This is a genomic window from Candidatus Bartonella washoeensis Sb944nv (genome assembly GCF_000278135.1).
GTDB lineage: Bacteria > Pseudomonadota > Alphaproteobacteria > Rhizobiales > Rhizobiaceae > Bartonella > Bartonella washoeensis.
The window spans coordinates 264627-291187 of sequence record NZ_JH725022.1; the positions used below are offsets into that span (position 1 = coordinate 264627).

At 36.1% G+C, this 26561-nt stretch carries 20 protein-coding genes, 1 tRNA gene and 1 pseudogene; 10 read left to right on the forward strand and 12 right to left on the reverse strand.

Going from position 1 to position 26561, the window contains the following annotated elements; all coding sequences use genetic code 11:
* Positions 1-69: 69 nt before the first annotated feature.
* The 4 genes and pseudogenes from thrC to MCQ_RS01150 form a co-directional block, all read right to left on the reverse strand.
* Positions 70-1467 (reverse strand): threonine synthase, encoded by a 1398-nt coding sequence (gene thrC, locus MCQ_RS01135; RefSeq protein WP_006923036.1) that lies wholly within the window; start codon positions 1465-1467, stop codon positions 70-72.
* Between the two features lie 1152 nt (positions 1468-2619).
* Positions 2620-2967: a hypothetical protein gene (locus MCQ_RS01145; RefSeq protein WP_006923037.1), complete on the reverse strand. Its 348-nt coding sequence runs from the start codon at positions 2965-2967 to the stop codon at positions 2620-2622.
* A gap of 560 nt (positions 2968-3527) precedes the next feature.
* Positions 3528-3614: pseudogene (locus tag MCQ_RS09900) on the reverse strand (DUF4102 domain-containing protein); the annotation flags it as partial.
* 582 nt (positions 3615-4196) lie between these two features.
* Positions 4197-4898: an HAD family hydrolase gene (locus MCQ_RS01150; protein WP_006923038.1), complete on the reverse strand. Its 702-nt coding sequence runs from the start codon at positions 4896-4898 to the stop codon at positions 4197-4199.
* Positions 4899-5293: 395 nt separating this feature from the next.
* Here MCQ_RS01150 and MCQ_RS01155 point away from each other — a divergent pair, with 395 nt between their 5' ends.
* A complete protein-coding gene (locus tag MCQ_RS01155; protein ID WP_420021777.1) occupies positions 5294-6382 on the forward strand; it encodes a site-specific DNA-methyltransferase in 1089 nt (362 codons plus the stop codon).
* A 53-nt stretch (positions 6383-6435) separates the two neighbouring features.
* Here MCQ_RS01155 and mutY read toward each other — a convergent pair whose 3' ends face one another.
* Positions 6436-7494, reverse strand: coding sequence for an A/G-specific adenine glycosylase (mutY, locus tag MCQ_RS01160; RefSeq protein WP_006923040.1), 1059 nt, complete (start codon positions 7492-7494; stop codon positions 6436-6438).
* Positions 7495-7703: 209 nt separating this feature from the next.
* On the opposite strand from mutY, the gene MCQ_RS01165 reads away from it, so the two are divergent.
* The 3 genes from MCQ_RS01165 (at position 7704) to ppdK (ending at position 11819) form a co-directional block, all read left to right on the forward strand.
* The gene (locus MCQ_RS01165) at positions 7704-8219 is read left to right on the forward strand and encodes a DUF721 domain-containing protein (protein WP_006923042.1); all 516 of its coding nucleotides are present in this window, start codon (positions 7704-7706) and stop codon (positions 8217-8219) included.
* A gap of 85 nt (positions 8220-8304) precedes the next feature.
* Complete coding sequence (locus MCQ_RS01170; RefSeq protein ID WP_006923043.1) at positions 8305-8961, forward strand: DsbA family protein; 657 nt, start codon at positions 8305-8307, stop codon at positions 8959-8961.
* Between the two features lie 185 nt (positions 8962-9146).
* On the forward strand, positions 9147-11819 hold the full coding sequence (gene ppdK / locus MCQ_RS01175) for a pyruvate, phosphate dikinase (RefSeq protein WP_006923044.1): 2673 nt from the start codon (positions 9147-9149) through the stop codon (positions 11817-11819).
* 573 nt (positions 11820-12392) lie between these two features.
* On the opposite strand, the gene MCQ_RS01180 is transcribed toward ppdK, so the two are convergent.
* Complete coding sequence (locus MCQ_RS01180; protein WP_006923045.1) at positions 12393-13217, reverse strand: peptidoglycan-binding domain-containing protein; 825 nt, start codon at positions 13215-13217, stop codon at positions 12393-12395.
* Between the two features lie 1165 nt (positions 13218-14382).
* Between MCQ_RS01180 and MCQ_RS09765 the strand changes: the two genes are divergently transcribed.
* The 3 genes from MCQ_RS09765 (at position 14383) to MCQ_RS01190 (ending at position 15875) form a co-directional block, all read left to right on the forward strand.
* Positions 14383-14505, forward strand: coding sequence for a hypothetical protein (locus MCQ_RS09765; RefSeq protein ID WP_280176708.1), 123 nt, complete (start codon positions 14383-14385; stop codon positions 14503-14505).
* 461 nt (positions 14506-14966) lie between these two features.
* Positions 14967-15272 (forward strand): DUF5330 domain-containing protein, encoded by a 306-nt coding sequence (locus MCQ_RS01185; protein WP_006923046.1) that lies wholly within the window; start codon positions 14967-14969, stop codon positions 15270-15272.
* A 192-nt stretch (positions 15273-15464) separates the two neighbouring features.
* On the forward strand, positions 15465-15875 hold the full coding sequence (locus MCQ_RS01190; protein WP_006923047.1) for a SufE family protein: 411 nt from the start codon (positions 15465-15467) through the stop codon (positions 15873-15875).
* A 100-nt stretch (positions 15876-15975) separates the two neighbouring features.
* Here MCQ_RS01190 and MCQ_RS01195 read toward each other — a convergent pair whose 3' ends face one another.
* Positions 15976-16413, reverse strand: coding sequence for a Ros/MucR family transcriptional regulator (locus MCQ_RS01195; RefSeq protein WP_006923048.1), 438 nt, complete (start codon positions 16411-16413; stop codon positions 15976-15978).
* 924 nt (positions 16414-17337) lie between these two features.
* Between MCQ_RS01195 and MCQ_RS01200 the strand changes: the two genes are divergently transcribed.
* Positions 17338-19431, forward strand: a complete 2094-nt coding sequence (locus MCQ_RS01200) for a S9 family peptidase (protein WP_006923049.1) — start codon at positions 17338-17340, stop codon at positions 19429-19431.
* A 70-nt stretch (positions 19432-19501) separates the two neighbouring features.
* On the opposite strand, the gene MCQ_RS01205 is transcribed toward MCQ_RS01200, so the two are convergent.
* Positions 19502-20104 (reverse strand): superoxide dismutase, encoded by a 603-nt coding sequence (locus MCQ_RS01205; protein WP_006923050.1) that lies wholly within the window; start codon positions 20102-20104, stop codon positions 19502-19504.
* A 1027-nt stretch (positions 20105-21131) separates the two neighbouring features.
* On the opposite strand from MCQ_RS01205, the gene MCQ_RS01215 reads away from it, so the two are divergent.
* Positions 21132-21206 (forward strand) — tRNA-Gln (locus tag MCQ_RS01215).
* A gap of 1132 nt (positions 21207-22338) precedes the next feature.
* On the opposite strand, the gene MCQ_RS01220 is transcribed toward MCQ_RS01215, so the two are convergent.
* Genes MCQ_RS01220 through MCQ_RS09500 form a run of 4 tightly spaced genes read right to left on the reverse strand, consistent with a single transcriptional unit; the run spans position 22339 to position 25613 of the window.
* The gene (locus MCQ_RS01220) at positions 22339-22734 is read right to left on the reverse strand and encodes a toxin-activating lysine-acyltransferase (protein WP_244595342.1); all 396 of its coding nucleotides are present in this window, start codon (positions 22732-22734) and stop codon (positions 22339-22341) included.
* Positions 22735-22746: 12 nt separating this feature from the next.
* Positions 22747-24072: an HlyD family type I secretion periplasmic adaptor subunit gene (locus MCQ_RS01225; protein ID WP_006923052.1), complete on the reverse strand. Its 1326-nt coding sequence runs from the start codon at positions 24070-24072 to the stop codon at positions 22747-22749.
* The gene (locus MCQ_RS01230; RefSeq protein ID WP_245256371.1) at positions 24062-25333 is read right to left on the reverse strand and encodes a peptidase domain-containing ABC transporter; all 1272 of its coding nucleotides are present in this window, start codon (positions 25331-25333) and stop codon (positions 24062-24064) included. The genes MCQ_RS01225 and MCQ_RS01230 overlap by 11 nt, the downstream gene beginning before the upstream one ends.
* Positions 25248-25613 (reverse strand): ABC transporter transmembrane domain-containing protein, encoded by a 366-nt coding sequence (locus MCQ_RS09500; protein ID WP_245256372.1) that lies wholly within the window; start codon positions 25611-25613, stop codon positions 25248-25250. Before MCQ_RS09500 ends, MCQ_RS01230 begins: the two co-directional genes overlap by 86 nt.
* A 370-nt stretch (positions 25614-25983) precedes the next feature.
* Here MCQ_RS09500 and MCQ_RS01235 point away from each other — a divergent pair, with 370 nt between their 5' ends.
* Positions 25984-26322: a hypothetical protein gene (locus MCQ_RS01235; protein ID WP_006923055.1), complete on the forward strand. Its 339-nt coding sequence runs from the start codon at positions 25984-25986 to the stop codon at positions 26320-26322.
* Positions 26323-26561: the final 239 nt, after the last annotated feature.

Genomic DNA, 26561 nt, shown 5'->3' on the forward strand with positions numbered 1-26561 from the left:
ATTAAACAAGCCAAATACCTCTTTGAAAAGGCATTGGAATATTTGTGATTTAAATCAATGCACCTAAGCTTAATAAGATGCATGTGATTTTAAAGAAATGTAATTTTTTACTATTTTTTCATCATTAGCAAGACTTGTAAAGTGCTCTTCGCATTCCATCAATCCATTCAAGCAAGATATCCATGGTGGATTAATACCACAGGCATTTTGGATTGCATCAGGAAATTTAGCAGGATGAGCGGTGGCAAGAATGATCATTGGAATATGCGTTTTTTTGTGTTCGCGCGCTACTTTGAGTGCAACGGCTGTATGTGGATCAGCGAGATAGCCACTTTCTCTATAAACACTGTCAATTGTTTGTGCTGTTTCAGCCATGCTACTTTTCCCAGCACAAAACATGGAACGAATATTTTGGAGTCGTGTTTCATCAAGAGTAAAACGTCCTGATTGTTGCAAGTTTTCCATCGCATTGCGAATCCATACTGGATCACGATTACCACTTTCAAACAGCAAGCGTTCAAAATTAGAAGAAATTTGAATGTCCATAGAAGGTGATGTTGTATGGGTTATAGGTCGTGTTTCGTAAGTACCACTGGTTAATGTGCGTGCAAGGATATCATTATCATTTGTCGCAATGACCAATTGTGCAATAGGTAATCCCATACGAGCGGCGACATACCCTGCAAAAATATCACCGAAATTTCCAGTAGGAACAGTAAATGAAACAGATCTATCAGGGGCTCCTAGGGAAAGTGCGGATGAAAAATAATAAACAATTTGCGCCATAATACGAGCCCAGTTTATAGAATTAACTCCTGAAAGGGCTCTCTTTTGACAAAAATTTTGGTCATTAAATATCGCTTTGACGAGTGCTTGGCAATCATCAAAGTTTCCTTCAATGGCTATAGCATGAACATTATCACTTTGATTGGTGGTCATTTGCCGTTGCTGAATGGGTGATACGCGTCCTTTAGGGAACAAAATAAAAACATCTGCATTTTTTCTTCCAGCAAAGGCTTGTATCGCAGCACCACCTGTATCACCTGATGTAGCACCAATAATTGTTGCTCGTTTATTTTGTTTAGTTAAAAAATAGTCCATTAACCTAGAAAGAAACTGCATTGCAACATCTTTAAATGCCAAAGTAGGACCGTGAAAAAGTTCAAGGATAAACTCATCTTGACCAGTTTGCAGTAATGGGCAGGTTGCTGGATGGCGAAAGGTAGCATAAGATTCGACAATCATCTTCTCAAAGGATACGTATTCGATTTCGTTATTCACAAAGGGCCAAAGAATGGTTTTAGCAATTGTCGTATAGGATTGTCCGCGCAGAGTCCGTAATATATCGGGTGATAATTGAGGAAATTTTTCTGGAAGGTAAAGACCACCATCACTGGCGAGACCAGTCATAACCGTTTCGGTAAAGCCTAAAATAGGGGCTTCACCTCTCGTGCTGATATATTTCATGAATCTTTTCTTTCATTTATTTTCGGTGAACGAATGAAGTTGTATATTTCACGTTTTTAATAATATTTAAATCGTTAAATAAATGGAAGTTTGTTTGATTATGCTTATAAATAACGGAAAATCAATGGTATTGTTTTTTCGAATATTGAGATGTAATAAATTGAATATTAAAGATTTTTTGTTTATGTTGGAAGGGATAATTTATTTTTAACTTCTGCTTCTTTATTCAATTACTTGAATATTGTAAACGAGGAGAGAGGGTAGTATCTGCGAGGAATTTTTAGTAGATTTAATTTCTTATGCCTGTTTTTCTACTCTTATTTGTATAATCAAAGACTCATATCACAATCAAGTTCTTCCAGCTTAGACTCATCTTAGAGAGTTTATCGAGAAATTTTATAGCGTTGTAACACCCATATTATGCATCTGGAATATTTTTTCAGTATAAATTATCAATTTTTATACCGGTCGCTATTGTACTGTTTTGCATAGTATTTTGGCTATTTTTAGCAAAATGCTTCATAGAAAGCACAAAAAAATCCCTCCTAATTAATTAAGGCGGGATGCAATTGAAAAAATACTTCTTTAACAGAAGAAAAATAGCCGAATAATTTTAAATTATTTGACTTTTTTATTTGTTTGAACTTTACCTGTTGCTCATCCGAGTATTTCAGTAAATATGCCCAGAATAGATTCAGTCAAGAAGCCAAAACCTAGAGCTCCTATTGTAGTAAAGAATCTTATTGTAATAGGTTCAAATACCTTTTCAATTTTTCCTTCAATGATAGCATCATTTTCCATTCCATAATTTAAGTTTGGAAGATAGAGAACTGCTAGGCCAGTCTCTTGATTTTTTCCTTATTTTATTACGGAAATAAAAACCTCCTCTTTTTGAGGGTTATTTCTCTAATGATTGGCCACAACTTGTGAAAGGAAAATAGCAAAAAATATAGTAATATTTAATACATAATTTTAAAATACTTTTTTATTTAATATAAAGAAGCAGCGACATCCAAAAAGCCAATAAAGCAGAGAAGTTTGGGTGTTTGATGGGCTTTTATTGTGTGTAATAAATGAAATGCGCTTCATTATGTGTTTTAATTATTCTAGCACATAATGAAGCTGTCTCTTAAAAAATAACACTAAACGGCTTTATCTGAAGAATGCTATTATTTGCGTTATCCATCCTATTATTGTGCTTATTGCACTCATTGCATATCCAGCAACCATAACCCCTACTCCCAATGTGAGCGGTCCAGCTACCTTTTCAATTTTTCCTTCAGTGATAGCTTCTTGTCTCACTTCACTTTTTAAACTTGGGATAGAGAGGGAAGCTGTACTGATTACTGTATTCTCTTCCTTTTTTACTACAGAAGCAGAGTAATATTCTTGTTGAAAACTATTTTTTAAATGATTTGCATTAACATTCACAATTTGCAAAAAAGAAAAAGCAGCTGTTAAAAAAATACTTAGCATCTTATTTTTAAATAATTTCACCATAATTCACCTCAAATAATTTATATTGTTAAATTATGTAAATAGATACATTTGCTTATAAAATAAATATAATAAAAAATACAAATTGCATCTATAACTTATGCCGGCGAAAAAAATATAGATTATTATGTATTTTTTTGTCAAGTATAAAAATACTTTTTGATATAATTAAATTTTAATATATTCATGTTATGTGATTTTAAAGAAATCATATATTTAAAAATAATGAAGAATATTTTTTATAATTTTTGATTTGTTTTTTTTACAATATTTTATTTAATAATTATAGGAAAACATATTATGCTCTACGTGAGTAGATAATTCTATTAAATAATAAAATTATTAAAAAATTTGTAATTATTCATTTTAAAGAGAATGAAAATAAATAATACTATTTTTATCTAAGTTATGAATATTTATCTTATTTAAATAGATTGTATATGTAGAGAGAATATTCTCGGTTATATGCATTAAAAAAACATTCAGCTATAAAATGGATTTTATAAATTTTCTTTCAAAATCATGATAAGATAATTTAATGAATGTTCTATTTGGAATTCAGTATGCAATAACAAGTTGGCACTATCATTGTATTTGCGAGCTTCCAATGTTGCTACAGCTTTTGCATTGAGACGGTTAATAAGAGGTATATTACTGCTTTCTTAAATGGTTTTTATTGATTCAATATAAAAAGGGGTGGAATGAGGGAATCTTACTGCCTTTGGGGCTCTCATTCAAATTGCAAAACGATAAATTATTATTATAAATTAGTTTTTTATTGTAAAATGGCGATATGGAAATTGTCATGGACTCATTAATCAATAGATTATAACAAATCACATACTAGGTGTATTGATGAAATTTGTCTGTGTATGACAATGATTTTGTGGGTTATATGTTCGGATCATATTTCAATTTTATTCGAGTATTGTGTTGACTTGTGTCATTATTCCTGAAAGGAGAGCATGTTTTTTTCCAATTGTATTAATTTCAGGTTATATTATGGCATGGATACGAAACGAAATTATAATTTTTGCAAAATAGTTAGCATCAAATTGGATAAAGTTAAAGGTTTCATTGGTTGTGACAATGAAGCAGAGAGTTTATTTATTATACGCTACCAATGCAGATAGATATATCTTAGCTCTTAGAGATATGGTTGTTGAGGGTAAGGATATCTTCGTAAAAATGTTACTAAGAGATTGTTGGTTGATATTCTTCTAAGGTATTTTTTATGATAAATCTTTCCAGACTGCCATTGCCTCTAAGACTTCTATTAAATGGGCATGTTTAGCAATAGATGTTTCGGCACCCGCTTCTGCAAGTGCATTAGAGTGGCCAAGATAGCTGTGTGATCCTCCCGTGAATCCGATGACGCGCATGCCTGCTGCTGTTGCAGCGTGGACGCCATGAACAGAATCTTCTATAACAATAGTATTTGTTGGCTTTGCATGTAATTGTTGTGCGGCAAAAAGAAAAACATCTGGGGCAGGTTTAGTTTTTTTTGTTCCAACTTCAGGTGCAGAAAATATTTTCTCTTTATCATCAAAAAGATCATAGAGATCGACGGTGGTGAGCATCTCTTTTATATCCGTACTGGCTGCATTGGAGCAAATACAATAAGAATAGCGGGATTGGATGACTTTTATTGCTTTTCTTATGCCATCAATAGCACGGAGTTCAGTTTTTATTTGTGCCCGAAAAAGATCTGACATTTGATCTATGAGATGAGCAGAAATTGCTTTTCCTGTTTCCTGTTCAACTTTTTTAAGAATATCAAGAAAGATTAGTCCTGCGTAACGCTCACTTAATTCTTCGGGTGATATTTCATATCCTGTTTGTTTAAGTAATTGAGATCCAATTTTTGCTGCAAGATATTCAGAATCTACCAGAACTCCATCACAATCAAAAATAATGAGATCTATTTGAGGCATGAGATATTCCTTCACGTGTTTCTTCTTAGCTTGAGCCCTTGCCTGACAATGATATTGAAAAGACTTTATTTCATAAAAATATGCTTTGAAAATGATTCTTATTGTTTTGATGAAGCAAAGGATATGTGAACAGAGCATAGAAGAAAAGAAAAATAACGATTTATCAGTCAACATTGCTTTATTCTTCATTAAAAGAGCCAAAACAAATATAAATTTTGCAAAAATGAATATCAATTTTAAAGGAGCTTAACGATACATTTACTCTATTTTGTAAATATAGATCGGTAATGCGGGCCTACGATCATTTTGATTATAGGACAATTTCAGTTCGTTTTTTTGGGTTTTCTATGACAGTTATTCAGCTTCAAAAAGATTTTGTTCCTACTCCCTCACAGATGTCATGGCGCAATAAAATCTTCAAGGGAGATTGTGTTGCAGTACTGGAGAAACTTCCCAAACATTCGGTTGATATGATTTTTGCGGATCCTCCTTATAATTTACAATTGGATGGGGCTTTATACCGTCCAGATCATTCGCTTGTTGATGGGGTTGATGATGCGTGGGATCAGTTTGAAAGTTTTGCTGCTTATGATGCTTTTACGCGTGCATGGCTGCTTGCTTGTCGTCGTGTATTGAAGCCCAACGGGACAATTTGGGTTATTGGATCTTATCATAATATTTTTCGGGTTGGTACAGCATTACAAGATTTAGGTTTTTGGATGTTGAATGATATCATTTGGCGTAAAAATAATCCCATGCCTAACTTTCGAGGGCGTCGCTTTCAAAATGCTCATGAGACCCTTATTTGGGCTGTTCGCGATCAAAAGGATAAAAAATACACATTTAATTATGATGCTTTAAAAGCTGCGAATGAAGATCTACAAATGCGTTCAGATTGGCTTTTTCCTCTCTGCACTGGTGCTGAACGTTTAAAAGATGAGAAAGGCCGGAAATTACATCCAACACAAAAACCACAAACATTATTAGCGCGTATCATTATGGCTTCTAGTAAACCGGGTGATATTATTCTTGATCCGTTTTTTGGTTCGGGGACAACAGGTGCTGTTGCTAAACTTCTGGGACGTGATTTTATCGGTATTGAACGTGAGCAACACTATATTGATGCGGCTTGTGAGAGGATTGCTGCAGTTAAACCTTTAGAGGAACCAGAAATAGCGATTTTGGATAGAAAAAAAGTAGAACCGCGTGTAGCATTCAACAGTCTACTTGAGGCAGGCTTACTCCATCCTGGAGAAGTTCTTTATGATCGGAAGAAGCAAGTGTCTGCTATTGTAAGAGCCGACGGCACTATCATGTATAGTGGTGAAGCTGGTTCTATTCATGCAATGGGACGAAAGGCTCAAGATTCTCAAAGCTGTAACGGTTGGACATTTTGGTATTACGAGGAAAATGGTCAGTTGAAATCAATAAATGATTTAAGAATGATAATACGTTCACAGATGTTGAAAATGGGTGTTTTATAAGAAATAAATTAGTTCGCGCTGAACTGAATATTTCATTTCTTCAGTGAGAAGCGTTATTTTAACTTGAAAGAATTGGGAATTGCTACGGCAATAGCTTTTTTCATAACAGTAGGAAGAGCTTCTTCGGCAAGACGATTAATGTCACACCACCAGCCATTTTTTCCCTTCATTTCGCAAACACCACTAATAGAGTAAACGTCAAGTTTCAGAGAAAAATGGGTAAAAACATGTGTAATTTGCCCTTTGAATTGCCAATCGGCAGTAAAGGGAGCGTTTTCGAGTCTTTTTTGTTCATTTATTCCGATATTGTTAGGGATTTGGGTCATCCCACCGAGTAGTTTTTTACCCTGTCGTTTTTCTAGATAAATTTGCTTATTTTCATTAAGGACAACAAAAGCGGCACCAATTTTAAAGGGGCGTTCTTTTTTAGGGGCTTTGTTTGGAAAAGACTCTGCTATTTGCATCTTTTCTGCCTGGCATAAACTTTGAAGAGGACAAAGGTAACAAGATGGTTTGCGTGGTGTACAGATTGTTGCTCCCAGATCCATCATGGCTTGAGCAAAGTCGCCAGGGCGATTTAAATCAGTGACTTTTTGTGTTTTTTCTTTAATTTCAGCTTTTGCTTTGGGCAATAGTGAGGTGATAGCAAATAGCCGTGTTACAACACGTTCAACATTACTATCAACAACAGCTACAGGATGGTTAAAAGCAATTGCAGCGATGGCTGCAGCAGTATAGTCCCCAATACCGGATAGAGTACGCAATGCTTTTACGGACTGTGGAAATTGTCCCCCATAGTTTTCAACAAGCTGTTGAGCGCAATTTTTAAGATTGCGTGCGCGTGAATAGTAACCAAGGCCAGCCCACGCTTTCAAGATATCATCTTGTGAGGCTTTTGCTAAAGAAGAGAGATTAGGCCAAAATTTCAGAAATTTTTTAAAATAAGGCTTAACAGCTTTGACAGTTGTTTGTTGAAGCATAATCTCAGAGAGCCAAACGCGATAGGGATCAGGGCGAATACCTTGCATTTGTTCTTTGGGGGTAATACGCCATGGTAAATGCCGGTGATTTTTATCATACCAAGAAAGAAGGCGCGAAGAAATTTCATGCATGATTGTTGTCAATCACAGGGAGATATAAAATGCAAAAGAAAAAAGCATTTATTTTGCAATTTATGGTTCGTTTTTGATCATTTATTAGAGGGATTCTCTTTAGATAATATCGTTTTTTTTGATATTTGATTATTTTTGAGGGTAATCGCTCTTAGATGAAAGAAAAAACTGTTATAATTTAGTAAATGTTTTGATGATGATTTAGAAACATGAGCAAACAATTTCAAAAGCGCCATTTTTATTCTCTTGCTGAAACGGTATCTAAAATGCTTGATCCAGTTTTACGCAAGCGGACGGGACTTAATATGGCACTTATAGAGCATTGGTCACAGATTGTAGGCCATGATATCAGTGAATATGCAATGCCACTCAAAATTATTTGGAAACGTCGCGCAGATCAAGATGAAATTTTCCAACCTGCAACACTTATTGTGGCTTGTGAAGGGTTTGCTGCGTTAAAATTGATGCATGAAACAGATGAATTGCTTCACAGAATTAATGTTTTTTTTGGATATGTTGCTCTTGACCGCATCAAGATTGAGCAAAAGCGCATCTTTGTTCTTAACAATCACTTGCAGACGAAGCTAGCTTTGAGTGAACTAGCTCTGAATGAAAAAGACAAAAAATGCGTGGAAAAAATGCTTGAGAGCGTTGAAGATAAAAGTTTGCGACAATCACTTTATGAACTTGGCTGTTGCATTTTTGCAGAAAAAAATAATAAATAGAGCGAGGTGTTTTATATATTTTTCGTTAGTATATGAAAAAGTGTTGAGTTCTTATTCGTTTAATCACAACAGAAAAGTATTATTTATGATAAACTGTCGTTCTTTTTTGTCTTTCGCGGTAATTTTTGCCTTAATGGCAACTCTACAAATCAGTGCAACCACCACTTTAGCTGGTGAAGTTAAACCAGTTTCAACTGTTGATATGGTCAAGCTCCTTCAATCGGGCAAAGTTAAGGATAGAGTTGAAGGAGAGGAGAATGCACCAGTAACAATTATTGAATATGCTTCATTGACGTGTGCGCATTGTGCGCATTTTTATAATGATGTACTTCCGCAAATTCGTAAAAAATATATCAAAACAGGAAAAGTAAAACTTATTTTCCGAGATTTTGCTTTTGATCCTCGTGCAACGGCAGGCTTTATGTTAGCACGGTGTGTACCAGAAGATCGCTATTTTCCTTTGATAGAGGTTCTCTTTCAGAAACAGAATGAATGGGTTTGGGGGCAAGACGCTCTAACACCGTTAAAGAAAATTGGCTTAATGGCAGGTTTTACGGATGAAAGTTTTAACGCTTGCCTGAAAAATCAGTCGATTTTAGATGAAGTAAATGCATCCTTTGAGCGTGGTAAAGAGCTTGGTGTTACAGCAACACCTACATTCTTTATTAATGGTAATAAGTATGAAGGTGTTATGTCAGTAGAATACTTTTTTTCGGTGATTGATAGTTTTCTTAAAAACTAAATTTTTTCTTTAAGAAGATGGGTATTGATATTTGTGGTCATGCCCTTCTTTCGGTGGGGAATAAGTTTTACGGATTTCTGAAGCAATATTTTCTTTGGTTTAGCCAATTTTAAATTAAAGCATTGCTTTTAATCATTAGCCCGGATCAAATGATGTTTTGATGCTGATATGGGAGGATTTTTAGGATGACAAAATGGGTTTATAGTTTTGGTGATGGCAATGCAGAAGGAAGTGCAAGTGAGCGCAATCTTCTCGGTGGCAAAGGGGCTAATTTGGCAGAAATGAGTAATCTTGGTCTGCCAGTACCTCCTGGATTTACTCTTACGACAGAAGTTTGTAATTTTTATTATGCACATGGCAAGTCATATCCAAAAGAATTACAGGAAGTTGTTAAACAGGCGCTTAAGCACATTAGTGAACAAACAGGACGTGAATTTGGTAACGAAAGAAGGCCGCTTTTACTCTCTGTTCGCTCTGGAGCTCGTGCTTCTATGCCGGGAATGATGGATACGGTCCTTAATCTTGGTATGAATGATGAGACTGTGCAAGCAATTGCTTTACAGACCAATAATGAACGCTTTGCTTATGACAGTTATCGTCGTTTTATCCAAATGTATTCTAATGTTGTTCTGGGATTAGATCATTCATATTTTGAAGAGATTCTTGATGATGCAAAAGTACACAATGGTTATGCTGTCGATACAGAAATGACAGCGGCTGATTGGAAAGATGTTATTGTTTCTTATAAAGCATACGTTGAAGAAAAGTTAGGGAAACCTTTCCCGCAAGATCCTGAACAACAATTGTGGGGAGCAATTGGAGCAGTTTTTTCAAGTTGGATGACAGCACGTGCAGTTACGTATCGTCATTTACATAATATTCCTGAAAGTTGGGGAACAGCAGTTAATGTACAGGCGATGGTATTTGGCAATATGGGTGAGGATTCGGCAACGGGCGTTGCTTTTACCCGCAATCCATCAACAGGGGAGAAAGAGCTTTACGGTGAGTTTTTGGTCAATGCACAGGGTGAAGATGTTGTGGCAGGTATTCGAACTCCACAAAACATCACAGAAAATGCGCGTATTGCTGCAGGTTCAAATAAAGCATCCTTGGAAAAAATCATGCCGGAGGTTTTTTTGAAGTTATGTCAGATCGCACAGAAGCTTGAACAGCATTATCGCGATATGCAAGACCTTGAATTTACAATTGAAAAGGGTAAATTGTGGATGCTGCAGACTCGTTCAGGAAAACGAACGGCACGTGCGGCTTTAAAAATGGCTATTGAAATGGTTGAGGAAGGGTTGATAAGCCGTGAAGAAGCGGTAATGCGAATTGATGCAAAATCACTAGACCAACTTCTACATCCAACACTTGACCCGAAAGCTGATCGTTTTGTTATTGCACGTGGTTTACCTGCTTCTCCGGGTGCAGCAACGGGTGAAATTATTTTTACTTCGGAAGAGGCAGAAACTGCAGCGAAAGAAGGCCGTAAAGTTATTTTGGTCCGCGTAGAGACAAGTCCAGAAGATATTCATGGTATGCACGCAGCAGAAGGGATTTTAACGACGCGTGGTGGTATGACAAGTCATGCTGCTGTTGTAGCGCGTGGTATGGGAAAGCCATGTATTTCTGGTGCAGGGAGTGTACGGATTGATTATAACACAAACACAATGTTTGCTTCAGAGCAAAGCTTTAAAAAAGGCGATGTTATTACGATTGATGGTGGAAGCGGAGAAATTTTTAAAGGGGAGGTTGCGATGTTGCAACCTGAGCTTTGCGGAGATTTTGCAAAATTGATGGAGTGGGCTGATGGGATGCGGCGTCTCAAAATTCGCGCTAATGCTGAAACACCGTCTGATGCGCGTATGGGGCATTCCTTTGGGGCTGAAGGTATTGGTCTGTGCCGCACAGAGCACATGTTTTTTTCTGGGGATCGTATTGTTGCTATGCGTGAAATGATTTTAAGCAATGATGAAAGCGGGCGTCGCAAAGCCTTGGATAAGCTTTTACCAATGCAGCGTTCAGACTTTGCTGAATTGTTTGAAATTATGTCTGGTTTGCCTGTTACTATCCGTTTATTAGATCCACCACTCCATGAATTTTTGCCAAAAACAGATGCAGAAATTCTTGATGTTGCAACGGCTATGGGAGTTTCTACTGAAGTTCTTGCTGAACGCGCGCAGCAGCTGCACGAATTTAATCCTATGCTTGGATTAAGGGGATGCCGTTTAGCTATTACTTATCCCGAAATTGTGGAGATGCAGGCGCGGGCCATTTTTGAAGCAGCAGCAGAAGCTGATCAAGAATCTGGCTCTCCTGTTATGCTTGAAATTATGGTGCCGCTTGTTGCACTTAAATCTGAACTTGATTTTGTAAAAGCCCGTATTGATCAGGTCGCTCGTGAAGTGATGAAGGAAAAGGGAAGCACTATTCAGTACATGGTTGGGACGATGATTGAGCTTCCAAGGGCAGCTCTTCGAGCAGATGAAATTGCTGGAACGGCTGAATTTTTTTCATTTGGAACAAATGATTTGACGCAAACTACTTTTGGAATTTCTCGTGATGATGCGGCTCCCTTTTTAGCAACTTATTTTCAAAAAGGACTTTTAGAACAAGATCCTTTTATATCGATTGACCGTGATGGAGTAGGGGAGCTTATTTCTATTGCTGCACAGCGGGGCCGTTCACGACGTGAAAAAATTAAACTGGGAATTTGTGGTGAACACGGAGGCGATCCTTTGTCTATTGCTTTATGTGAAGAAAATGGTTTGGATTATGTTTCATGTTCTCCTTTTCGGGTGCCAATTGCGCGCTTAGCAGCAGCACAGTCAGCAATTACAAAAAGACATAAAGGATAAAATGTTGTAGGCTCCTATGGTACTATAAAAAAATTATTCTCATTGCTTTATTTCTTTCATTGAAGAAAAAAACAAACTTTTCGGATAGACTATGGCTTGTGTGTGTGAGAGAAGAGAGAAAGCATGTCTTTGAGAAGTGTATGAAAAAATTTATAATGTGGGATAGCGCACTACCTTTATGCTTTCAGTGTTTATTTAACAGATACATCTCTCAATATTTCCAAGTCCATTTTACGGCCAGCTCCGTGAAGGGTATAATGCAAAATCTATTGTTGACACTATCTTTACACTTGTAAAGGTGCAAGCTGGCGCCATCATACTATTTTAGCTTTCAATGTTGCGTTACTCTTGCATTGAGACAGTTTGTAAGAGGCATATTCACTTCTTTCTTGAACGATTTTTATTCATACGCCAATTCCGCTTGTGATATGCAACGAAACGGTTGCTATTGATTTAATATAAGACGGGTTAAAATAAGAAAAACTTGCTGTATTTACGGGCTAATTCAATATGAAAAATAATGAATCATCGTTATAAATAAATGTATTACCTTGATAAGATAAACGGTTCTCTTCAATTTAACAGACCAACTTCACGCATTTTCATCAAAACTGAATGATTAATTTTACCTGTTATGGGAAGATCAAACATTTTTTGAAACTGTTTTAAGGCTTCACCTGTCTTTTGATCTTCCACACCTGTGACAATAATCTCGTGATTACCAAAAATACGTAAAGCTTTTTGTACTTGTATAATATCTGCAACAGGAGGTTCTAAAACAGTTTCTTTTGAGCGAGTCATATCTCTAGTCTTTATTGTCTCATTTACCATCTCCATTTCGCTACGCTCAATTAATGCCGCAATTTCATCTGTTATGGGCTTGGATAAAACACTATTTTGCATTCTGTCAGCATTTTGTTGTTTCCATAATGCTATGGCACGACGTGTTTTAGGTCCCTCTAATCCATCTAAAGGACCATCATAAAGTCCTAGTTTTGCGAGCTTTTTTTGCATTTTTAGTGTGCTTTCTGCTAAAGAACTCGAAGATGAATTTTTGTTTAAGTGACTCGGAAGTAATACAGAAGTAACACGTGTATTTTCTTGAAATTTTGCTTTTGGGGTGGGAAAAATCGAATTTTGTTCTATATTTACAACCGATGTAAATTTCATTTGAGGCATTTGCGAAAATAAAGCATTAAATGAAATAAATCCAAAAGTAATTATAAAAAGAAGAGATCCAATAAAAAACAAAGTATTTTTTCGAGTATAGAAATAAATTAATTTTGCTATCCAAAAAATAAAACGACCGCTTATAAGAAGAATTGTTATAAAAATACTACTATAGTATTTACGCTGTTTTTCAGTTTTTTTTCTGCGTGTCTTTCGTTTATTTTTCATTACTTTTATTTTTAATTTCCAATAACGATTATTTATTCACGGAAACAAACATAAATTACTTCACATTTTTAGTGATAGGGAGAAATGCACCTACGTTGTTATTCTCCAACCTTTCAAATCATTAAAATAAATAAAATCGCAATATGAGAAGTATCATTTATAAATCAACAATAGCCTTTATCCACTTCTCTCCATCTCATCATCGTATAAATTTATTTTCTATGATTATCTAAACGACAGTCTATACATCATCTCATGACATCCTTTTTACATATATCTTTGATAGCATTTGAAATTAAGTTGAGATACCATAGAATGCTGGAAAGTTAATGGCAGTCTCTCTCTCAAATGTCTGCATACTTGAACTTACGTTTGCGTTTAACGGTGGATTAGCCCAGTTACTACAAATCATGTGCCGATATAAATCTATTCTACTAATATTCGATAAATTTCGTAAACTTTAGCTAAAGTTATTTTCAAAAAATATCTGCAGGAATAGGTACACAGCTTGCTTACATCTCTCAATTTTATATTGGGGCTTCCTTGTAGCAACAGAAAATGATAAAAGAAGCTAGAAAGTATTCTAAGCTTCGCCTATTACCCTATATACCTTATTATTTTCTCTATCACAGTGTATTTGCCTCCATTATAGTGTGATAAAAGTGCAAGCCCATATATCTCCAATAATTTCTCTTTGACTGTGCAAATTTGATATTAAGGTGCCTATTGTGTACACCTCAATAGATTTGAAATAAAAGGTTGAGTGATAGGTAACGTCCTATTTCTAAAAAACGGACATATTATTATAGATTAGTATGACATCAAGTGTGTGGAATGGTGAAGAATTTACCGTTTAGTAAGGTAATTTTCTGGGATGCACGTGAGAACTGAAAACCATCCTCATCATTCTGTTAAAGACATTCATTTTATTTTAAAAGTGTAAAAGCTTTCACTTTCCTTAGAGGTATAGTGCGGTATCAATAAACGTTATGATCTTGGTTTCAGAAAGAGGGTTGGCAGCCGTTTTAGAAACGCTTACCAAGAACTATTGGTTATGATGGTAAATCTGTGAGGATCGAGGCTATCTTTATCCAACGTCGTCTCTGTTCTAAGCTATAGATAAGGTTAGCATGCAGAGGTAAGCATTGGGAAAAAGAAAGAGAAGATGGACTGCGAGAATCATGCTGGGATGGATGCTTTGCAAGCTTTGTATTTTCTCTTCATGCTGCGAAACTGGAACGATATGACTCAAACCCTTCAGCTTGTTAAAGGGGGTGAAAATACATAAGTTATTATTATAAAGGTTATTTTCAGATGCATAAAGAGATGAGATAAGGAAACAAAATTGCATCGCTGTTCTTCTTTTTCACTCAAACAAGAAGGCACTGTAGAACAATGATGGACACCTTTACAAAAAATGTTACCTTCTGAAATTCTGCTTCAATAAACTCTGCTACTTTGGATGTATCTTCTGGTGATTCGATAAAAGCTTTCGTTTATGAGAATACTGGTTTATGCTTGCATTATTCTCTCACTTAAAGCGTTAGATGTACAGAACCTAATAAAAAGATAATGTATTATGTCTGTGAATAGCTGCATCATTTAATGATTATAACATAGTTAATAATACAGATTTGATAAACGAATGCTCAATTCCATGAATGCAAATTTTATAAATTTTTTATAAATAAAAAAAAGTATAAACTGTTGCTTTTGTTTCTATTTCCAACTGTGGTACACTAGTTGCCCATGATACGTTTTTTAATCAAATTATCATTTTTTTTGTTTTTTGTTTTTGTTGTCATTTCATTTTTTGCAGCAAAGCCAAGTAACAATCATTTCTCTACCCAAAGAGAAAGTGAGACAACAACGAGCGATGTTATGACTGCTTTTAAAGAGACTCTAAATGATGTAGGAACATTTTGTGAACGGAATATAGAAGCCTGTAAAGTCGGCAAATCTTTTCTAAGTTCACTGAGTGAACGTGCACGTTATGGTGCAAAAGCAGCTTACGAGTATTTCGGAAGTATATTAGCTGACAAGAATGTACCTTAACCTGAAGACATTTCTCCCAAAGCCGATGTACAAAAGTCAACACAAAAATAGAATCATCTAGCACTCCCTTGAAACAAAACTTTTTAATACTCACTATTGGTTTCATGCTAAAAGGAATAAAGACTTATTTTCTTAGGAAATACATTAGCATCATCATCAAAAAATAAAACATGGCAGGACAGGATTGAGGTTATGGTAGAAACGATCGATGATATTATAGAAAATTTTTCTCTTCTAGATAACTGGGAAGATCGTTATCGTTATGTGATTGAACTTGGCAAAGAATTACCGCCTTTTCCAGAAAGTGCTCGAAACGATGGCCACAAAGTCCCTGGTTGTGTAAGCCAAGTGTGGCTTTTATCTTCGCGTGATAATTCCGAAAATCCAACATTAACGTTTCAAGGTGATTCTGATGCTCACATTGTGCGTGGACTTATCTATATTCTTCTCGCCTTCTATTCAGGAAAAAAAGCCTCTGAAGTTCGCGATGCTAATGCTGAAGGGCTCTTTGAAAAACTTGGTTTAAGTGAAAACCTTACACCACAACGCTCAAATGGCCTCAAATCGATGATTCAACGAATTCGTAATGAGGGTTACGTATAAGAACCGAACTTTCAGAGTAACAACTTGACAAAACTCTCACGGAAAACACAGCCCCGCAAAAGCACGTTTACATACTAGAGGCATCATTTTTAAAATCCGATTATTTGTTTTTTCTCCGTTTGCTTTTACGTCCAAGTCCCATTTCTTTGGCTAAAGCTGAACGTGCCTTTGCATAATTGGGTGCAACCATAGGATAAGAACTATCCAATTGCCACTTTTCACGATATTCTTCTGGCAACATTCCATAATGTGTCATGAGATGGCGCTTCAAAGATTTAAATTTCTTCCCGTCTTCGAGGCAAATGAGATAATCGGGAAAGATCGAACGTTTTGGGTTAACGGCAGGTCTTTGCTTTTCGACTTCGACTTCTGTTAACTCTACGTTCCCTGCTTTACGAAAAGCAGCATGAACATCAGCAATCAAACTTGGCACTTCAGTCGGTCGGATTGAATTATTACTGACGTAAGCAGCAACAATATCAGCAACTAATGTAATAACTAAATTGCTTTCAGTCTCTAAGACTGGACGATGTTCCATTCTTTTTTCCTTTAATTTAAGATTGAGATTTCATTGGCACTTATACTCCAATACAGAGATCCCATGCACGTAGGTTTCATATTGTACAAAAATCTTTTTTGTCAATTCAATTATTTTATAAAATCGCCAAAACACAAAAAAATCAAATAAATACCTACTTTTTGTCATAATATAGGGTAAGAAGAAATAAATTCTTTCCTGTTAGAATATAGTACTTTCTATAAAAGATCATGCATAAAAGCCAAATATATCATAAATTAAAAAAATAATATAGAATGAATTTATTTATTTTTAGAGAACATAGAAATAAAAATATTAAATTTAAAAATGTAATATATGATTTAAGACTTTTATTTTATATATTTATATTATTACATTTTATTTTTTAGTTTTGTAAAATCAATTTTTGGTATTATAAGATGATCTTTTCTGAACATAATAAATTAGCTTAAATGATTTTTAAAATTCAAAAAAATACAGTGGATAAAATAAGAGATTGAAGTATATAAAGCGATGCGGAATATTATATGATAATGAACACTAGAATAATATAAAATTACATTATCAGCATGGCATCGGGGGTTTTTTCCTCCCCAGCTTTGTAATATCAACATCTAAAATATGTTTTCTGTTCTAAAATAAATTTTATTGTGTATATCCAGAAACAAATTCTACTGTTTGAAGAAAAATTCAATTTCGCTACTGAATAGCTTCATTTTCTTAACTTATCTATCAAAGCAAGGTTGTCTTCTTAGAAGACAATACCTCTGAATATGTGATAAACAGAAGTGCATAGGTAATTGGGAAGTTACCACAGCTATACGTTTGCAAGTGAGCGGGACGTATAGATTTACGCACTTGCATAAATTTTATGTTTCTAACATATAAACGAAATCATTGACATATTTTAACATAGGAACGTGTATGACAAGCTCTTCCATACTTCCACCTAAAGCATCCAAAATGGTTTATAAAGACGTGCATCATGGTATTTGTCGCGAAGATCCTTACCACTGGTTGCGTGCATCTAATTGGCAAGATGTTTTTAAAACTCCTAGCTGTCTTGAAGAAAATATTAGGAATCATCTTGAAAAAGAAAATGCCTATCAGGCTGCACAAATGGCTGATACAAAGCCATTACAAGATTTGCTTTTTGCCGAAATGAAAAGCCGCATTCTAGAGAATGATAGTTCCGTTCCTATAAAACATGGCCCTTTTGCTTATGGGGTTTCTTATGTTACTGGAGGCCAGCAACCACATTATTTTCGGACACCTAGGAATGGAGGAGAAAAAAACGTTTACCTTAATGGTGATGTTTTGGCCGAAGGTAAAGAATATTTTAATTTTGGTTTAGTTCAAGAGTCTCCTGATCATAGACATGTTGTATGGACTTATGATGACAAAGGATCAGAATTTTACGTCGCTAAAATTCGTAATTTAGAAACATTGGCTGATTGCACGGATACAATTATTGATACATCTGGACATATTGTTTGGGATGCTAAATCTGAAGGTTTTTTCTATACTAAGATGGATGAAAACCACCGACCTTCGCAGCTTTATTATCACCGATTACACACAGATCAATCGCAAGATAAGCTTATTTTTTGTGAAGATAACCCAGGATTTTTCTTACACGTAAGTGGTTCTAAGCTTAATGACGTTATTTATATTAACATTCATGATCATGAAACGTCAGAAATTTGGCTGATCCCTGCTGAAGCGCCGTTCACTGCTCCTCAATGCGTACGGAAACGACAAAAAGGTATTGAATATTCACTTACAGAAGGTGGTGATGTCTTTTATATTCTTACCAATTTAGATAACGCAAAAGACTTCAAAATCATGGTAGCGCCATACACATCTCCGCAATCAGAAAATTGGTCTGAGCTTGTACCCCATCAGCTGGGACGCTTGATACTATCCCATGATGCCTATCAAGATTTTCTTATTTGGCTTGAACGCTTTGAGGGGCTTCCTCGTATAAAAGTAATGGAGCGTACTACCCAGCAAATTCATTCCATTGCTTTTACAGAAGAAGCTTATTCGTTAGGTTTACAAGGTGCGGCAGAATATAATAGCCAAACCATACGTTTTTCCTATTCATCTATGACAACACCTGATCAAGTTTTTGACTATGAGATGAAAAGTCGCAAACGAATGCTCTTAAAAACGCAAACAATTCCTTCAGGGCATAATAAAGATGAGTATGTAACACGACGTATTATGGCAATTGCAGATGATGGTGAAAAAATCCCTATCTCCGTTTTTTATCATAAAACTATTGCTCTTAATGGCAGTGCACCTTGTCTTCTCTACGGCTACGGTGCCTATGGCATATCCATTCCTGCGAGTTTCAATAGCAATGTACTTTCTTTGGTTAATAGAGGTTTTATTTATGCTATTGCTCATATTCGTGGAGGAAAAGAAAAAGGAGTTTCGTGGTATGAGAAAGGAAAACACCTCTTTAAATACAATAGCTTTACAGATTTCATTGCCTGTGGACGCTATCTTGTAAACAATAAATTCACTGCTCATGACAGGCTTATCGCTTACGGTGCTTCGGCAGGAGGAATGTTAATGGGTGCTATCGCAAATATAGCGCCACAGGATTTTGCTGGGATTGTAGCAAATGTGCCTTTTGTTGATGTCTTAACAACTATGTTAGATGACTCACTGCCATTAACGCCTCCAGAATGGCCTGAATGGGGGAATCCCCTTGAATCGCGAGAGGATTATAATCTTATAGCCTCTTATTCACCCTACGATAATGTCAAAGCACAAAGGTATCCCTCTATCCTTGCGATTGCAGGATTAACTGATCCTCGTGTAACTTACTGGGAGCCTGCAAAATGGGTGGCAAAACTGCGCGACTTAAAAACGGACGATAATGCGATTTTATTACGCATTAATATGGATTCAGGTCATGCAGGTGCAGCAGGGCGTTTTTCAAAGTTGGAAGAAGTTGCGTATATTTACGCATATATCCTAAAGATAGCGAGAAAAAATTTCTGTTAACTTGCTAAAAAGCTCCATAACATGACGAGCTATGGAGCTTTTGACACAAGATTAAAACCGCGCAAAAAGCTTAAAGTTTGCAATCTTCATAAAGGTTTAAAACATAGTCCCAATTAATTAAATTATCCACAAAAGCTTCAAGATATTTTGGGCGCGCATTGCGATAATCAATGTAATAGGAATGTTCCCATACATCAACACCTAGAATAGGTTGAGCATCATGGACCAAAGGATTTTCTCCATTAGGGGTTTTCATAATTTCAAGTTTGCCATCTTTAACAGCAACCCACGCCCATCCAGAACCAAATTGGGCACTAGCAGCAGCAATAAAATCTGCGCGGAATTTATCATAACCGCCCAGATCAGATTCAATGGCTTTTGCTAATTTTTCAGGCAGCTTTTGACCACCACCACCTTTTTTCATCCAATGCCAAAAATGGTTGTGATTGTAGTATTGCGCTGCGTTATTAAACAAACCAATATTCTGTCCAAAGCTTTTTTTTACAATATTTTCAAGGCTTTCATTTTCTAAGCCTAAATCTTTCACAAAATTGTTGGTATTCGTAAGATAAGCAAGGTGATGCTTATCATGATGATATTCAAGCGTTTCGCGTGACATATAAGGTGAAAGGGCATCATAATCATAAGGCAACTCGGCCAATTCAAAAGCCATTTAAAATCTCCTCATTTCTAATTGTTAAGCTCACTCCATAAATTTAATTTGGCATTTACAGTGTTTAAAAGCAAATATTGAATATTGTGTGTACCAATTTAATTTTAATGATCATCTCTTCATAAAGCGCTTTTTCTGGATGTATGTGCTTAATCATCAAAATTCATGGATTTATATAATCATGCCTCTACAGCAATTCACGGGCTCTTCACCTAACCAAAAACATCAATATCTCATTTTTAATGAATGAAAAGTAACTTAAACAGCACTCAGTTGATGTATATATTACCTAAAATATCTCTCTTCAACATTTAGCTCTATGTAAAATGTCTTCACTTACTTTTACAAAGTTTTTTTAGGCTATTCACCATAAAATCTGTCCTTATTTTGTCACAGTTTTTTTCAAAGGACTATTAGCCATTTCCTTTTGCAGATATCATTGATTTTTTGCATAAACTGACAACATTTCATAAGCCAAATTATGATTGGCATTCTACACATATTAACCAAAAACCGCATTCGCTATGGTGATCTCATACGTTTGTCATGCATTATCGGCCAAAGCTCTACTTTGTATGGGGAGAGGAAAGATGAATTTCGTGCAATGAATAACCGAAAATCAAGAATATGGTCAAGAAGACAAGATGATTAATACACAAAGCTTTAGATTTTCCTTATTTCATTTGAATAGCTTAGGTTTGAATGCATCAAAAAAGATACTATGATATGCCATAGTTGATGCTAGGCTATTAAATGCGTTAGTGAAATATAAATTTAAATTTTTTTGCTATCAATGGAAAATAGTATAAGCAGAGAAAATGGCAAAATACAAAAGGCTGGAAGATAATCAGCTCTTGTTTGAGAGGTATGAATAAGTACGATTTTTGTTACGAATTTTGCATCAATGAGACACGAATAAGACTTAAAAACTTTATGATAAAAAATAAGAGCTTTGATTTTCAGATATTGCACACCCTCACGGGAATCGCTATAAGGTAGGCGCGTGCATGTGAGTATGTTCTTTTTTTGGGGTATAGCCAAGCGGTAAGGCACCGGTTTTTGGTACCGGCATTCCCTGGTTCGAATCCAGGTACCCCAGCCACAATCAGAGGCATTTAGGATCTTTGGCTCTTTTTGTTTTGTATTTATCCTAAAATTGTAATTTTGATTGATGTGAGTCTTTTTATAGCAGCTTTTTTTGTATAGATTGGTGCTGTATTATTTTAACGAAGCTTGAAAAGCGCTTTGGTTGCTAAACTGTTGTTTCCAGATTTATGGACGAATTTTTGCTCATTTTTTCAATCAATCTATTTACTGTTTTTTAGTTCCCTTCGTGTTTTTTATTCACTCCAATAGGTCTCCATACAAGGAAGAAGCTGTACTAATTCAGTTTTACTATAGCCGTGATATCTTTAAGGGTGACTGAACTATCTTCATCGTATTATTTCTAAATCTTTGTTTCTTGCTTTTTTTCCCTAGAGTTCTCAGTCCGCATTGATTTGTTGATATTTTCGGCCTATTTACATAGTTCAAATTCGGATACTCCGTCAGTTTTTTGGGGGATCATTTTGAATGGAGAGATCTACCTTAATGTGTGCCAATGTCTCTTTTCAATATTTTCGGCTATAAAAGGCTTCTTATATCGTGATGACGGTTATCTAGAGAGCTTACTTTGCTGCTTAACAACTTCAAGTGGTCGAATGATAAGAATTCATTTTACGTATAAAAATGTTTTGGCAATGGTTAAAAAGTGGTTAGCAGCGATTAGACGAAAGATAGCGTGTGTTATGCGTAAATAAGAACGATTTTAAATCTATTGACTTATGAATCCTTATGTCAATCTGCTCCTTGTTTGATAGGTTTGGGGGCATTATGGCCTCCAGATTTTCTCTTTGGGTTTTAGAATGTATGAAGTCCGATTAAGTAAAGCGACAAGGCCAATGGTTTCAACAGATTTAAAAGGCATAACCAATGCGCCAACACTGATTATAACCATTCATATCAATCTGTTACGCTAAAAATATCACTCGTAGTCGTGACTTTAGACAGTAAAACCAGCCTTGATTATAAACAAAGATCCTCAAAACAATCGATTTTCATAAGTCTTATTTATAAGAGCGTATGGGAGAGGAAGGTTCAAAATGATTCATGTTTACTTCGTTTACAAAAGTTATTTGGATGGAGTTTGCGTTCTATAGCAACACCAGCGGGTAATTTTTCGTATCCCACCGTCCTCATTGCGTCGGACAGCATAACAATAATGCTGATTGGGAAAAACATGCCGTTGCATGTCGCGTACGATGCCAGTAGCGTTGTCCATAGGGCGCGACACAATCAATGAACCACATATACTTTCCACCTTGCCAATTGGCATTGGGTAAAAGTTCTCCCTTTTCAAGCATAGATTGATGATTTTTCTCATCTAAAAAAGCCCAAGTGATAAAAGCGCAAAATTCTCCGTGCTCGTTTTTATAGAGTTTGTACTGGCCAGTGCGTAAGGCTGGTCCTATATTGAATTCGATATCCCAAATTCGCCAACGGCGGTATAAGGGGGATGTAAGCATTAAAATGACCATAGCTCCTAAAGCTGGAACAGGATCTATGGATGATGGTAAAGGATTTTCATTCACACACATTAATCTTTATCTTTCTTTTAGAGATTGTTCTAAAATTTTAGTAATAGGCTCAAAGAAATAGGAAATGAGACGCCGTTTTGCCGTGATGACATCAGCTGTTACGGTCATGCCTGGGATAAATTTAAGCTGTTTACCATTCAAAGTGATATGATCTTGGTCGATTTTGATTAAAACGGCATAGGCACCATTAATTTCTTTATCATAGCGTGCTGTAGCGCCTACATTAACGACAGTGCCGTAAATAACGCCGAAACGTTCAGGCGGAAAGGCGGAAAATTTTACATAAACACGTTGGCCTTTTTCTAAAAAACCAATATCTCGATTATCAAAAAATGCTTCGACAATGAGGCCACCCGCAACAGGGACAATACGCATGAGAGTTTTACCAGCTTCTACAAAGCCACCCAAAGTGTGGATAGTTAAATCATCGATACGTCCATCAACGGGTGCATAGAGTGATAAGTGGTCAAGGCGGTATTGCGTGCTATCAAGCTTTGCTTTTAATCCTTGAAGATTCAGTTCTGTTTCACGCGAAAGTTGACGGTAGTGGGCGATTTCATCGGAAATGAGGCTTTGCTGTTGTTGGTGGAGGGTGTTTATTTCGGCGGCATTTTCTTCCAAACGTCTTTGATTGGTTAAAATGTCATGCTCAACATTTTTGAGGTCATGTAAACGCTCTAAGTAAAGTGCTTGGCTGATGACTTTTGTTTCCATCAGGCTTTTTGCAGCTTTTAGTTTTCCTTGGCTTAATTGACGATCATCTTCTAACCTATCTAATTGCGCATGTTGTGTAGCACCGTTGCGCACGATGCGATCAGATTGGGCTTTTAGTGCTTTTAATTTATCTTGAAGAGATTGAAGGGTAGCGCTAATGAGTTTTTTCCCTTCCATTCTTGCAGTCGTATTGCTGGAGGAAGGGATTTGCAGATAGGTAATCCCTTTGGTTACAAAGTCTTTATCCAAAGGATCGCTTTCCTTTAAAGCTGTTAAAATAGCTGTTGCGATTTGTGCTTGAAGGGTTTGTTGTGCGATATCTGCTTGAACACGTGCGCGCTCATTGAGGGCTTCACGTTGGTCCAATTGAATAAGAAGATCGCCTTGATGGACAAATTGACCTTCTTTGACCAGAATTTGCTCAATGCGACCTGTGTTTTGTGCTTGCACTAGCTGAACGTAAGCGGTGGGAATAACACTTCCTTGTCCTTGTGCAACAATCTCTGTTTTTGCGATAAAGCTCCCGATCACAATAAAGAGGAATAAGGCGATCAAAACAGCAACCACCATATGAAGCGTTGGCGATAAAGGGCGCAAATAGGGAGCTTTATCGGCCATTTTTTGCTTCCAGATCAGTGAAGTTTAAGACAGTTGCATGCTGGGGAAAAAGATCACGTTTGTGAGTAATGACGAGAACGATGCGTTCTTGCGAAAGTTGATATAAATGCTTAACAATCTGTGCACTGACTGTGTCATCTAATGCGGAAGTAGGTTCATCCAAAATGAGAATGCTTGGGTTTATCAGAAAGAAACAGGCCAAAGCCAAACGTTGGCGTTGACCACCTGATAAAAATCCACCTTGCTCTCCCACTTGAGTATTGAGTCCTAGAGGCAACTGAGCAATCAAATCTTGACAAGCACTAGCATACAGTGCAGCGTCTATTTCATCCTTTGTGGCATCGGGTTTGGCGAGAAGCATATTCTCAAGAATGGTTCCGGAAAAAAGGCAAGGATTTTGGGGAAAATATGCGATTGTTTTACGCACGCTACGGAAATCAAAATTCTGTAAAGGTTGTGCGTTAATCAATATCTTCCCGCTTGTTGGTGGATAGAGACCACAAAGGAGCTTCGCCAAGGTTGTTTTTCCGCACCCTGAAGGACCAAGTAACATAATCGGTTGCCCAGGTTGTAAATAGACATCAAGATGATTGATAATGGGCTTCTCTCCATAAGAAAAACGGATATTTTGGGCTTCAAGATGAGGTATTGTGGTGAGCTGAAGGGGAGGCTTTTCATTTTCCCATTCTGAAGGGGCGTTAAGAATATCGCCCAAACGAAGACGAGAGATTTTTAAGTGCTGCCATTCTTCCCATAAAGAGGCAAGGCTTAAAATAGGACCAGAAACATTGCCGGCGAGGAGGTGAAAGGCAATAAGTTGCCCTAGTGTGATTTGGTTTTGAAGAACTGCTTGAGCACCAAAAAAGATAATAAAAATAATGAAAAGATCACCAAAGATATGACTCATGGCTCCATTGAGAAGATGTAATTTATTGGTTGTAAGGCTTTGATCTAAACTACGGGCTAAAGTTTCTTGCATGCGTATCGTATGGGCTGGTTCCTTTACATGTGCTTTGATGGCTTCAAGATTAGTAAAACTTTCAATAAGGCGCGATTTATGGACAGCTTGCAGAGTGAAAGCACGGCGTAATTGGCGGCGCAAGAAGGGACCGACCAACGCTAAAGAACCCATTTGCAAGGGTAAAATGATAAGGACAATAAAGGTAAGTTTGGGACTAATGGAAAAGAGTGCAGCAATATAAATAATGGCAAAGAGAAAATTCAATACGATTGTGGCAATGGTTCCAGTTAAAAAAAACACGAATTGTATCAACTTCTCCAATACGCGTGAACAGTTCTCCTACTTGCCAAGTGCGTAAAATAGGCAAGGAGAGGCTTAACACATGGGTATAAATACGACTTACAAATTCTAGAGTTAGCCGATTGGCTAAGTAAGCTCCTAAATATCCTGAGAGAGAGCTAAGAGCCGTGCTAAACAGCATGATAGCAATCATAAGGACAACGATAGCATAGAGGCTTTCCGCACGCTGGAAGGGGAGAATACGGTCAATAATCGCTTGAAAAATAAAAGGATTTACCAAGCCCAGCAACCGCAAAACAACAGCAACGCAACAGAGTTCGATGACATAATAAATATATTTCTTTGTCGTTCTTGTAAACCAAGAGAACGATACTAGCTTTTCTTGTGAGTGATTCATTTGAATTTATGATTTTGTTTAAGAGAAAGAGCGATTGATGTCGCATATTTAAACAGTATTGTAAATAGTATTATTACTCAACAAAACATACGTTTTGTATAAATACAATATAAGCATAATGTATTTATTGTTTATAAATTATTTTTATTGTTATTTATACAAATTATATTTTACATTTGCTAAAATGAATAATAATAAAATTCCAGCTGTATTGTTCTGATACAGTTATTTTAATAATATAAGGAGAATTTGTATGTTTGGTTGGCTTAGTGGTTGGTCTAATACTGGTTTGTCTCATAGTTCGTCTAATGCTTGGTCTGATATTTCATCAATTAATTTTTCAAGTAGTGGATCACAGCCTGGGTGTACTGTCGGCGATTATCTCTCTACAGCAAATTCATACGGAGTGGTGGGAAGAGATATAGGAAGAACTGGTGGAGTATTTGTAGGCGGTATAGCCGGAGGTCTTTCATCAGGCGGATTGGGTATGATTTTAGGTGCAGGAACCGGTGGAGGAATCGGTGCAGGTCTTGGCTATGGGGTAGGAGCAGGTATAGGTTTAAATGCTCAGTATAACGCGTGCTATTATTAATAATAAGTTTTTAAATTGTTAATGATATTGTAGATATATTTTAGTGAATATATCTACAAACATTTGTAACTAAAATATATTATTAGTAATAATTTAAATTATAATTATATTAAGTTGGAAATTTGTACATTATGTATATTTTAAATATTATTAATGAATTATTTTTATTAGTTTGCTTTTTAAGTATATTTATATATTTATTTGAATTGTATTATAAATCTAAGGGATGTAATGAAAAA